Here is an 11,885-nt window from a genome sequence, read left to right as displayed (position 1 = left end):
ACTTCGTTATTTTACAATAAATCGTTATTTTTGCAAACTCAAATCGAGAAAATTGTAATTTGAAAACGATAAAAACGATAATTTAGGATGATGAAAACGGCTAAACTGTTACTTCACTGTCCCGACAAACCGGGAATTCTGGCAGAAGTGACAGACTTTATAACGGTAAACAAGGGAAATATTATCTATCTGGACCAATATGTCGATCATGTGGAGAATATCTTTTTCATGCGTATCGAGTGGGAATTGAAGAACTTCCTGATACCGCAAGAGAAAATTGAAGATTATTTTGCTACGCTGTACGCACAGAAATATGAAATGTTTTTCCGTCTCTATTTCTCGGATACGAAACCACGTATGGCAATATTTGTGTCTAAGATGTCACATTGCCTGTTCGATTTACTGGCACGCTATACGGCAGGAGAGTGGAATGTCGAGATTCCTCTTATTATAAGCAACCATCCCGACTTGCAACATGTTGCTGAACGTTTCGGAATACCTTTCTATTTGTTCCCTATTACAAAGGAGACAAAAGAAGAACAGGAGAAAAAAGAAATGGAATTGCTGGCAAAACATAAGGTGAACTTTATTGTACTGGCGCGTTATATGCAGGTGATTTCAGAGCGGATGATTGATGCATATCCCAATCGGATTATCAATATTCATCATTCTTTCCTTCCTGCATTTGTGGGAGCAAAACCTTATCATGCAGCATTTGAGCGTGGTGTGAAGATCATTGGCGCTACCAGTCATTATGTAACAACAGAATTGGATGCAGGACCGATCATTGAACAAGATGTGGTTCGTATCACTCATAAAGATACTGTAGAAGATCTTGTAAATAAGGGGAAAGACCTGGAAAAGATTGTTCTCTCACGTGCCGTGCAGAAGCATATTGAGCGCAAGGTACTGGCATATAAGAATAAAACAGTGATATTTAGTTAAGGTATATTCATGAAAGTAGCGATTATCAAATATAATGCGGGCAATATCTATTCGGTGGATTATGCGCTGAAGCGTTTGGGCGTGGAGGCTGTGGTAACGGCGGATAAAGATGAATTGCGTGCGGCGGACAAAGTGATCTTTCCAGGTGTGGGCGAGGCGGAAACAACCATGAAGTTTCTGCGTGCCAGTGGTATGGATGCATTGATTAAGGAACTTAAACAGCCTCTTTTAGGGATATGTCTGGGTATGCAAGTGATGTGCCGCCATTCTGAAGAAGGAGGAGATGTGGACTGTCTGGGTATTTTTGATACGGAAGTGAAGCGTTTCGTTCCACAGAAGCATGAGGATAAAGTGCCTCACATGGGTTGGAATACGCTCACAGAGACGAACAGTGGCTTATTCAAAGGCTTTACAAAAGAAGAGTTTGTCTATTTTGTGCATAGCTTCTACGTTCCGGTCAATGAATATACAGCTGCTGTGACGGACTATATACAGCCGTTTAGCGCTGCCTTGCATAAGGATAATTATTACGCTACCCAATTCCATCCGGAGAAAAGTGGAGGTGTGGGAGAACGTATCCTGCGCAATTTTTTAGAATTATAATTAAGTAGATGAATATTATGATAGAGCTTATTCCTGCAATAGATATTATCGACGGAAAGTGTGTACGCCTTTCGCAAGGTGACTATGACAGTAAGAAGGTGTATAACGAAAATCCGGTAGAAGTGGCCAAAGAGATGGAGGCGCACGGCATTCGCCGGCTTCATGTGGTAGACTTGGACGGAGCGGCTTCTCATCATGTAGTCAATTATAATGTTTTGAATAGAATCACCTCACAGACTTCCCTGATAGTTGATTTCGGTGGTGGTGTGAAAAGTGATGAAGACTTGAAGATCGCTTTCGAGAATGGGGCACAGATGGTTACAGGCGGCAGTATTGCGGTGAAAAATCCTGAGTTGTTCTGCCATTGGCTGGAAGTTTACGGCAGTGAGAAGATAATTCTTGGTGCGGACGTGAAAGACCGGAAGATAGCTGTGAATGGCTGGAAGGATGAAAGTGCTTGTGAATTGTTCCCTTTCCTGAAAGAATATGTAGAGAAAGGTATTCAGAAAGTAATCTGCACGGATATTAGTTGTGACGGTATGTTGCAGGGGCCTTCTATTGAACTGTATAAGGCAATGCTGGAAAAACATCCCGACCTTTACCTGATAGCAAGTGGCGGTGTCAGCAGTATGGAAGATATACGTGCATTGGAGACGGCTGGGGTACCGGCTGTTATTTTTGGTAAGGCTCTGTATGAAGGGCGTATTACTTTGAAGGAAATTGAAAGAATGATGCAGGATTATTGACGAATCATTCTCAATTGAGTTAGATTTAGATTATATATCCTCATGAATATAAATCGTTAAAACAAAACAAAAGTGTTAGCGAAAAGAATTATCCCCTGTCTCGATATCAAAGACGGACAAACAGTGAAAGGAACCAATTTCGTCAATTTGCGTCAAGCGGGCGATCCGGTGGAACTGGCACGCGCGTATAGTGAGCAAGGTGCTGATGAATTGGTTTTTCTGGATATAACAGCCAGTTTTGAAGGTCGCAAGACATTTGCAGAGTTGGTGAAGCGTATTGCTGCCAATATTAGTATTCCGTTTACGGTAGGTGGCGGTATCAACGAATTGAGTGATGTAGACCGTCTACTGAATGCCGGTGCAGATAAAATTTCTATCAATTCTTCTGCGATTCGCCGTCCTGAACTGATTGATGAAATAGCTAAGAACTTCGGTTCGCAGGTATGTGTGTTGGCGGTAGATGCCAAACAAACAGAAAAAGGCTGGTGGTGCTATCTGAATGGAGGCCGTGTAGAAACAGATAAGGAACTGTTTACCTGGACCAAAGAAGCTCAGGAACGTGGTGCCGGAGAAATACTTTTCACCAGCATGAATCATGATGGCGTAAAGACCGGATACGCTAATGAAGCGCTTGCTGAAATGTCTGATAACCTCTCTATTCCGGTGATTGCATCGGGCGGAGCAGGAGCAAAAGAGCATTTTCGTGATGTGTTTTTGCAAGGAAAAGCAGATGCGGCGTTGGCAGCCAGCGTTTTTCATTTCGGAGAAATTAAAATTCCCGATTTAAAATCGTATCTTTGCGCCCAGGGAATCTCGATGCGAACGGTGTAAGGGGATGATAAAATAGTAAGATGATAGGATGCTTATACCGCATTATAATTCGTAAATTGTAATTCGTAATTATATAAAAATGGATTTTGATAAAATGAACGGACTTATTCCGGCAATCATACAAGACGCAGACACCGCTAAGGTGTTGATGTTGGGCTTCATGAATAAAGAGGCTTACGACAAAACGGTAGAAACCGGTAAAGTGACTTTTTTCAGCCGCACCAAGAACCGTCTTTGGACGAAAGGTGAGGAGAGTGGTAATTTCCTGAATGTCGTTTCTATCAAGGAAGACTGTGATCAGGATACATTGCTGATTCAGGTACACCCTGTGGGACCTGTTTGCCATACAGGTACGGATACATGCTGGGGTGAGAAGAATGAACAGCCTGTAATGTTCCTGAAGCATCTTCAGGATTTTATTACTAAGCGCCATGAAGAGATGCCGGAAGGTTCTTACACAACCAGTCTGTTTGAGTCTGGTGTGAATAAAATGGCGCAGAAAGTGGGTGAAGAAGCTGTGGAAACAGTGATCGAAGCTTGCAATGGAACTGATGAACGGTTGATCTATGAAGGAGCCGATTTGATATACCACCTCATAGTACTGTTAACATCCAAAGGATACAGTCTGGAAGATTTGGCACGAGAATTGCAGGAACGTCATAGCGCTTCGTGGAAGAAACACTAATTAATTAATAATTAAAAATTAATAATTAAACGGGAATGGCTGAACCGCTGATACGATATAAAGATGTGGAAGTACACCAACAGGACTTGTGCGTGCTGAATGAGGTAAACCTCGAGCTGCAGAAGGGAGAGTTTGTGTACCTGATCGGTAAGGTAGGTTCGGGTAAGACCAGTTTGCTAAAGACACTCTACGGAGAACTGGATATCACTGCCGGCGAAGCAATGGTACTGGGGTATGATATGAGCCGCATTAAGCGCAAGCATATTCCGCAGTTGCGTCGTAAGTTGGGCATCGTGTTTCAGGATTTCCAACTGTTGACGGACCGCACGGTGAACGATAATCTTGCTTTTGTATTGAAGGCTACGGGCTGGAAAAACAAATCGGAAATAAAAGATCGTATCGCTGAAGTGCTGATGCAGGTAGGAATGGGTAATAAAGGATATAAGTTCCCTAACGAACTTTCGGGAGGTGAACAGCAACGCATTGTTATTGCCCGTGCTATGCTCAACTCTCCGGAGATTATCCTGGCGGATGAACCGACCGGTAATCTGGATGCGGAAACGGGACGTGCTATTGTAGGACTGTTACACAACATCAGCCGTACGGGTGGCTCACTGGTATTGATGACTACGCACAACCTCCATCTGCTTCACGAGTTTCCGGGACAGGTATATCGCTGTGCAGGTCATCAGATAACAGATGTAACGTCCGAGTATTCGGGTATGATGCCGACTGTAGAAGAAACAAATAATAATATATAATCATTTAATACAGGAACGAAAATGAAAGTTTTAAAGTTTGGAGGTACTTCCGTAGGTTCTGCATCGCGGATAAAGGAAGTAGCCAAATTGATCACTGATGGTGAACAGAAGATAGTTGTACTCTCGGCTATGTCGGGCACAACTAATACATTGGTGGAAATTTCGGACTATCTGTACAAGAAAAATCCGGAGGGTGCCAACGAAATCATTAACAAGCTGGAGGCTAAATATAAACAGCATGTGAATGAGTTGTATTCCACTCCCGAGTATAAACAGAAAGGTCAGGAACTGATTAAATCTCATTTTGACTACATCCGTTCTTATACCAAAGACCTTTTCACACTGTTTGAGGAGAAAGTGGTTCTGGCACAGGGAGAACTGATCTCTACTGCCATGATGAACTATTACCTGCAAGAGTGTGGTGTGAAGTCCATTTTGCTTCCGGCTTTGGAATATATGCGTACCGATAAGAATGCGGAGCCCGATCCTGTATATATTAAGGAGAAACTTCAGATGCAGTTGGAATTGCATCCCGGTGCTGAGATTTACATCACACAAGGATACATTTGCCGCAACGCTTACGGAGAAATAGACAATCTGCAACGTGGTGGAAGCGACTATACCGCTTCTTTGATCGGTGCAGCTATCAATGCTTCCGAAATCCAGATATGGACCGATATCGACGGTATGCACAATAATGACCCGCGTATCGTTGATAAGACTGCTCCTGTACGTCATCTTCATTTTGAAGAAGCTGCCGAGCTGGCTTATTTTGGTGCGAAGATTCTTCACCCTACTTGTATACAGCCTGCCAAGTATGCCAATATCCCGGTGCGTCTGCTGAATACGATGGACCCAACTGCTCCCGGTACTATGATTTCCAATGATACCGAGAAGGGCAAAATTAAGGCAGTTGCAGCAAAAGATAATATTACGGCTATTAAGATTAAATCCAGCCGTATGTTGCTTGCTCACGGTTTCTTGCGCAAGGTATTCGAAATCTTTGAAAGCTATCAGACTTCTATCGATATGATTTGTACTTCTGAAGTAGGAGTATCTGTATCTGTTGATAATACGAAGCATCTCAACGAGATTCTGGACGACCTGAAGAAGTACGGAACCGTTACGGTGGATAAGGATATGTGTATTGTCTGCGTGGTAGGTGATTTGGAATGGGAGAATGTCGGTTTCGAAGCGAAGGCACTGGATGCCATGCGCGACATACCGGTACGAATGATCTCATTCGGTGGTAGTAACTACAATATTTCTTTCCTCATCCGTGAATGCGACAAGAATAAGGCATTGCAGTCGCTTAGTGATGCACTGTTCAACGAAGAATAAGAGAAATAAGAAAGTACAGATATAATATGATATGGAACGCAAACTACACAAATTACACAACTCGCTGATAAAGGCTCTTGTGTAATTCGCGTAATTTGCGTTCTTTTCTTTATAAACAAAGTTTTGAAGTATGAAAGGAACATTTCCCATAGATAAATTCCGTGAGCTGCGTACCCCTTTTTATTATTATGATACGAAGGTGTTGCGCGACACTCTTTCCTGCATGCGTGCAGAAGCCGCTAAGTATGGCAATTTTGAGGTACATTATGCTGTGAAAGCAAATGCTAATCCGAAGGTACTTACCATTATCCGTGAGAATGGACTGGGTGCCGATTGTGTGAGTGGGGGAGAAGTGCGTGCTGCCATCAAGGCTGGTTTCCTGCGAATAAGGTTGTTTTTGCAGGAGTAGGTAAGTCCGATTGGGAGATCAACATGAGCTTGGACTACAATATCTTCTGTTTCAATGTGGAGTCTATTCCTGAGTTGGAAGTAATTAATGAATTGGCGGCTGCTAAAGGTAAGATCGCTAATATTTCTTTCCGTATCAATCCTAATGTAGGTGCACATACGCATGCCAACATCACTACCGGGCTGGCGGAAAACAAGTTTGGCATTAGTATGCAAGACATGGGTCATGTGATAGAAGTGGCTTTGGAGATGAAGAATGTGAAGTTCATCGGATTGCACTTCCACATTGGTTCGCAGATATTGGATATGGGTGATTTTGTTGCCCTGTGCAATCGTGTGAATGAGTTGCAAGACAAACTGGAAGCACATCGCATCCGTATCGAGCATATCAATGTAGGTGGTGGACTGGGGATTGATTATAAGCATCCCAACCGTCAGGCAATACCTGATTTCAAAGATTATTTCTCTACTTATGCCGAACATTTGAAACTGCGTTCTTATCAAACGCTCCATTTTGAACTGGGGCGTGCCATAACGGGGCAGTGCGGTTCACTTATCTCGCAGGTGCTTTATGTAAAACAGGGAGCCAATAAGAAATTTGCCATCCTTGATGCCGGTATGACGGATTTGATTCGTCCTGCATTGTATCAGGCTTACCATAAGATAGAGAATATCACTTCTGAGGATGCAGTTGAGGCGTACGATGTAGTAGGGCCTATCTGTGAATCGTCGGATGTTTTCGGGAAAGCGATAGACTTGAATAAGGTGAAGCGCGGAGATTTGATAGCATTGCGTTCTGCAGGCGCCTATGGTGAGATAATGGCTTCGAGTTATAACTGTCGTGAGTTGCCACAGGGGTATACTTCGGACGAGTTGGTATAAAGATTTAATCTTTTCATGACTCAGCCCATTAGGTTGAAGATTAGAGGAAAAAGCTATCTTTATTGTCATAACATTAAAAGAATAAACTTGTTTGTTATAAGTTTTGATATGGGTGGTCTGATTTTACGGACATTGTAAAACAATATGTAAGAACTCCTAAAAGTATAAACTATATGTATGAGCGTGCACATCATCCTTTTGATGATTGTACGCTTTCATTTTTATTTCCTATCCTCACTTTCTTTACTTTGTGTTCATAGACATTACGCCTTTGATTTCTGTTTTCAGGAGTTATTTTGTAGTGTGCAACTAAGTTATGAATACAGAAAGATTTGAGAAAGATGAAGGCGGTATGGACCTTGCGTTATATATGGTGTAGGTTATCATTATTATATTAAGGAAGAACGGAGATATCAAAAGTCTTCGTCCGGTTTTAAAAAACGGTGCGCACGCTCGGAGCCACAACGCTCGCTCAATCGGCGTGTGCTATGAAGGTGGACTGGATGTGAGCGGATACTTTACCGATACGGGAACTGACTTTCAGGAACATTCCCTCTGCTGCTTGCCAAGTTGCTGCTAAAAGATTATCCGGATTTCCGGCTGGTGGGGCATCGTGACCTCAGCGCTGACTTGAATGGTTATGTGAAATAGAACCGGAAGAATGGATCAGACAGTGTTCGTGTTTCGATGCTGCTGCAATTCTGCGGGAAAAGCCTGCCAATCCGGGTTGTTTTATATAAAAAATGTTATTAAATGAACAATGTCTGTGTATCATTGTTACTTTTGTAATGATTTCAAATTAATTAAAAAAATACGATTATGATTACTGAAAAATTACAGAATGCAATTAACGAGCAGATCACGGCTGAAATGTGGTCGGCTAACATGTATTTGGCTATGTCTTTTTATATGGAGAAAGAAGGTTTTAGCGGTATGGCACACTGGTTGAAGAAACAGTGGGCAGAAGAAAACGAGCATGCCTGTGCAATGGCCGATTACGTAATCAAGCGTGGTGGTAAAGCCAAAGTTGATAAGCTGGATGTAGTTCCCAACGATTTCGGTACTCCGCTGGAAGTATTTGAACAGGTTTACAAACACGAGTGCCGTGTATCCGAAATGATCGATAAGTTGGTGGATGTGGCTGCTGCCGAAAAAGATAAAGCAACACAGGACTTCCTGTGGGGATTTGTACGCGAACAGGTGGAAGAAGAGGCAACTGCTGCGGGCATTGTTGATATGATTAAGAAAGCCGGTGCAACGGGTATCTTCTTTGTAGATGTGAAATTGGGCGAACGTTAATAATCTTTTGATATAGAATTGCTAAGTAGGGAAGCTGTCTGATTTTTTTTCAGACAGCTTCTTTTTTGTTTTCTTGGGATTATACATATTTTATTCTACCTTTGTTCCACTTATGGATCAGACAGTCGAATCATGAAAAACACATTTCTGCCTATATATGCATGGATTTTTCTGTTTTTTTTCGTTTTGAACAGCTGTTCGGATCGGGAAGAACGGCGAATTTTAATCGTGCATTCTTATGAGGAAAGCTATGTCGGCTATCCTGATTTCAATCGCTTGATAGATAAAGAATTCAGAAGAAACGGGGTGAATGCAGATATTCGTATCGTATATCTGGATTGTGAGTCTTTTCAGGAAGAACCGGAATTGAAGTATATGTATCATCTGCTCGATTCGGTTTCCGACGGCTGGGAACCTGAAGTAATTCTGGTGAATGATGATCAGGCTGCCTATTCACTGTTCAAGTGTTGTCATCCTTTAGTAAAAGAAATTCCGGTGGTTTTTGGTGGAGTGAACTATCCTAATTGGGAATTATTGAAAGAGTATCCTAATGTGACGGGGTTCCATGACCGGATAGATCTGATGAAGAATATACGCCTGGGAGCAAAGTTATTTGGTGAAGATGTGGAGTTGTTTACAGTACTTGATTCTACGTATATTGACCGGCAGATACGGGCGGATATAGAAAATCAACTGAAAGATGAAAAAGTGACCTGTATGGTCGGCTACTCGGGAACTCCCCGTGAAAAGAGGCTGCATTATCCCCATAAAGAGGGATATACCCGTTTTTCCAGCCTGTCGGTACGAATTGGACAGAAACAGGAAACTGCCAACTTTATCTGGACTTTGAGTAAGTATTCCACAGGAATGTGCTACCTCCAGATGAAACGCGATTATACATCGGTCAATATTGGAAATATATGTGCAAGCCCCAGTCTCACTGCAATTAATGAGGCATTCGGCTATAATGAAAAATTGCTTGGCGGATATATCACGACATCCTTGATTCTGGCCGAAGAGGAAGTGAGTGCTGCCATACGTATTTTGCATGGTGAGAAGCCTTCGGATATACCCGTCAGAGAGAGCCGTAAGAAATATGTGGTAGACTGGAACGTGATGCAGCAACGGGGTATTTCCAAAGAGAGTATTCCGGCGGAATGTACGATTATAAATATTCCTTTCCGGGAAGAATATCCGGTAGCATGGGGAATCGGTGTTGTGTTGATTATCATTCTGCTTTCCACGTTGTTTGTCTGGCTCTTCTTCCTTTATCGCCGCGAACAAGGGCGGAAGAGACGTGCCCTTTATGAACTGGAAAGTGAAAAGGAAACATTGGCGTTGGCTATTGAAGGTAGCGACACCTTTGCCTGGAAGCTGGAAAATGACCATTTTGTATTTGAAAAGGAATTCTGGATATCACAGAAAATGAGTGCTAAATCACTTGGCTTTGAGGAACTATTGTCGTTTATGCATCCCGATCATTGGGATGAGGTGAGAGGGTACTGGAAAAACATTTCTAAGGCAGGCAAAGTGGTTTCTCAGGTGCGTTGTGACTTTAATGAAAAAGGCTATCAGTGGTGGGAGTTTCGCTATAAAACGATACTGCTTCCCGGTGGAGGATATAAAGCTGCCGGTCTGTTGCTGAATATACAGGCGATTAAAGACCGTGAACAGGAATTGGAAGAAGCAAGACTACTGGCTGAAAAGGCTGAATTAAAGCAGTCTTTCCTGGCAAATATGAGCCATGAGATTCGTACGCCGCTGAATGCAATTGTGGGCTTCTCCAATATATTGGCGCTTGATGATGGTGTGAGTCCGGAGGAGCGTCTGGAATATATCGGCAGTATTAATAAAAACAGTGATTTATTGTTGAAACTAATCAATGATATTCTGGAACTTTCGCGCATCGAATCCGGATACATGTCATTTGAATACGAGAAGTGTTTCGTTTCAGAATTGGTTGACAGTATATATATGACTCATCAGATGCTGATTTCCGAACAATTGGAATTCATCAAAGAGTTGGATGCGGTGCAGGTGGAAGTGATGGTTGATAAGGGGCGCTTGACACAGGTGATCACTAATTTCCTGAATAATGCTTCTAAGTTTACTAAAACCGGATATATCAAGTTGGGATACCGTTATCTTTCTGAATCGGACCGAGTGGCTATCTATGTGGAAGATACCGGAAGAGGCATTGAACTCTCAGAACAGAAAATGATCTTTAGCCGTTTCTATAAACAGGATGAGTTTTCGCAAGGAGCCGGCTTGGGACTTTCTATCTGTCAGGTGATTGTAGAAAAATTGCGGGGCAAAATCGAACTGTGGTCGGAACCGGGGAAAGGAAGCAGGTTTACGGTGGTGCTGCCGGTGGTAAAAGCTACAAGCTACAAGTGACGAGTTGTAAGTTCCTTTCGGTGTGGTAGTCTGGCGAACAATTATTCGCTTACGAATACAGCGCAGCAACTTGTAACTCGTCATTTGTAGCCCGTAGCTTATCGCACTTTAGCGCGATAATACTCCAAGTTCTTTTCCTACCTTGATGAATGCATCTATACACTTGTCAAGATGTTCTCTTTCGTGTCCGGCAGAGATCTGTACACGGATGCGTGCCTGGTCTTTCGGAACCACGGGATAATAGAATCCGGTGACGTAAATGCCTTCTTCTTGCATACGGGCGGCGTAAATCTGCGAAAGTTTGGCATCATACAGCATCACGGCGCAGATAGCACTTTGTGTAGGCTTGATGTCAAATCCGGCAGCAGTCATTTTCTCGCGGAAGTAATTAACGTTTTCTACTAATTTGTCATGCAGGGCATTGCTTTCTCTTAGCATATTGAAGACTTCGATACTTGCACCGATCACGGCAGGAGCAACAGAATTGGAGAACAGATATGGGCGACTGCGTTGGCGCAGCAGGTCGATAATCTCTTTGCGTCCGGTGGTGAATCCGCCCATGGCTCCGCCAAAAGCCTTACCCAGTGTACCGGTGTAAATATCCACACGTCCGTAAGTTTTGAATAGCTCGCTTACACCGTGGCCTGTTGGACCTACTACGCCGGCAGAGTGAGACTCGTCTACCATGACTAAAGCATCATACTTTTCTGCCAGATCACAGATTTGATCCATCGGAGCTACATTGCCATCCATGGAGAATACACCGTCTGTTACAACAATGCGGAAACGCTGGGCCTGTGCTTCTTGCAGACACTTCTCCAGTTCGGCCATGTCGGCATTGGCATAGCGGTAACGTTTGGCCTTACACAGGCGTACACCGTCAATGATGGAGGCGTGGTTCAGGGAATCGGAGATGATAGCATCTTCCTCGCTGAATAGAGGTTCGAACACTCCGCCGTTGGCATCGAAACAAGCAGCATAGAGGAT

At 43.1% G+C, this 11,885-nt stretch carries 10 protein-coding genes and 2 pseudogenes; 11 read left to right on the top strand and 1 reads right to left on the bottom strand.

The genetic code is table 11. The features are described from left to right. The first annotated feature begins 87 nt into the window (after positions 1 to 87). From purU to BACCELL_RS01600, 11 genes and pseudogenes are all read left to right on the top strand, one after another. Complete coding sequence (gene purU, locus BACCELL_RS01645; RefSeq protein ID WP_007209755.1) at positions 88 to 945, top strand: formyltetrahydrofolate deformylase; 858 nt, start codon at positions 88 to 90, stop codon at positions 943 to 945. Between the two features lie 9 nt (positions 946 to 954). After that, entirely contained in the window at positions 955 to 1,548 is a 594-nt protein-coding gene (gene hisH, locus BACCELL_RS01640; RefSeq protein WP_007209754.1) for an imidazole glycerol phosphate synthase subunit HisH, read from the top strand. A gap of 17 nt (positions 1,549 to 1,565) precedes the next feature. Continuing rightward, positions 1,566 to 2,294, top strand: coding sequence for a 1-(5-phosphoribosyl)-5-[(5-phosphoribosylamino)methylideneamino]imidazole-4-carboxamide isomerase (gene hisA, locus BACCELL_RS01635; protein ID WP_007216311.1), 729 nt, complete (start codon positions 1,566 to 1,568; stop codon positions 2,292 to 2,294). A 72-nt stretch (positions 2,295 to 2,366) separates the two neighbouring features. Further along, a complete protein-coding gene (gene hisF, locus BACCELL_RS01630) occupies positions 2,367 to 3,125 on the top strand; it encodes an imidazole glycerol phosphate synthase subunit HisF (RefSeq protein WP_007209752.1) in 759 nt (252 codons plus the stop codon). Between the two features lie 73 nt (positions 3,126 to 3,198). After that, positions 3,199 to 3,810, top strand: a complete 612-nt coding sequence (hisIE, locus tag BACCELL_RS01625) for a bifunctional phosphoribosyl-AMP cyclohydrolase/phosphoribosyl-ATP diphosphatase HisIE (RefSeq protein WP_029328897.1) — start codon at positions 3,199 to 3,201, stop codon at positions 3,808 to 3,810. A gap of 35 nt (positions 3,811 to 3,845) precedes the next feature. Next, positions 3,846 to 4,571, top strand: coding sequence for a cell division ATP-binding protein FtsE (locus BACCELL_RS01620; RefSeq protein ID WP_007209750.1), 726 nt, complete (start codon positions 3,846 to 3,848; stop codon positions 4,569 to 4,571). A gap of 21 nt (positions 4,572 to 4,592) precedes the next feature. Beyond that, on the top strand, positions 4,593 to 5,912 hold the full coding sequence (locus BACCELL_RS01615) for an aspartate kinase (RefSeq protein ID WP_007209749.1): 1,320 nt from the start codon (positions 4,593 to 4,595) through the stop codon (positions 5,910 to 5,912). 130 nt (positions 5,913 to 6,042) lie between these two features. Further along, positions 6,043 to 7,202: pseudogene (lysA, locus tag BACCELL_RS01610) on the top strand (diaminopimelate decarboxylase). A gap of 372 nt (positions 7,203 to 7,574) precedes the next feature. After that, a pseudogene (locus BACCELL_RS27195) lies at positions 7,575 to 7,942 on the top strand (N-acetylmuramoyl-L-alanine amidase); the annotation flags it as partial. A gap of 79 nt (positions 7,943 to 8,021) precedes the next feature. Then, on the top strand, positions 8,022 to 8,501 hold the full coding sequence (locus tag BACCELL_RS01605; protein ID WP_007209745.1) for a ferritin: 480 nt from the start codon (positions 8,022 to 8,024) through the stop codon (positions 8,499 to 8,501). A 132-nt stretch (positions 8,502 to 8,633) separates the two neighbouring features. Continuing rightward, entirely contained in the window at positions 8,634 to 10,898 is a 2,265-nt protein-coding gene (locus BACCELL_RS01600; RefSeq protein WP_007209744.1) for a sensor histidine kinase, read from the top strand. A 108-nt stretch (positions 10,899 to 11,006) separates the two neighbouring features. On the opposite strand, the gene kbl is transcribed toward BACCELL_RS01600, so the two are convergent. Continuing rightward, the coding region (gene kbl, locus BACCELL_RS01595) for a glycine C-acetyltransferase (RefSeq protein WP_007209743.1) at positions 11,007 to 11,885 on the bottom strand (879 nt) is incomplete at its 5' end.

This window comes from Bacteroides cellulosilyticus DSM 14838 (genome assembly GCF_000158035.1).
In the GTDB taxonomy this organism is placed as follows: Bacteria; Bacteroidota; Bacteroidia; order Bacteroidales; family Bacteroidaceae; genus Bacteroides; species Bacteroides cellulosilyticus.
This window is presented reverse-complemented; position numbering and strand designations above follow the sequence as displayed.

What these genes read in the sequence shown, in the direction of transcription:
- BACCELL_RS01605 (WP_007209745.1), top strand. Translation starts at nt 8,022, where the DNA reads ATGATTACTGAAAAATTACAGAATGCAATTAACGAGCAGATCACGGCT.
- hisA (WP_007216311.1), top strand. Translation starts at nt 1,566, where the DNA reads ATGATAGAGCTTATTCCTGCAATAGATATTATCGACGGAAAGTGTGTA.
- purU (WP_007209755.1), top strand. Translation starts at nt 88, where the DNA reads ATGATGAAAACGGCTAAACTGTTACTTCACTGTCCCGACAAACCGGGA.
- BACCELL_RS01620 (WP_007209750.1), top strand. Translation starts at nt 3,846, where the DNA reads ATGGCTGAACCGCTGATACGATATAAAGATGTGGAAGTACACCAACAG.
- hisH (WP_007209754.1), top strand. Translation starts at nt 955, where the DNA reads ATGAAAGTAGCGATTATCAAATATAATGCGGGCAATATCTATTCGGTG.
- BACCELL_RS01600 (WP_007209744.1), top strand. Translation starts at nt 8,634, where the DNA reads ATGAAAAACACATTTCTGCCTATATATGCATGGATTTTTCTGTTTTTT.
- BACCELL_RS01615 (WP_007209749.1), top strand. Translation starts at nt 4,593, where the DNA reads ATGAAAGTTTTAAAGTTTGGAGGTACTTCCGTAGGTTCTGCATCGCGG.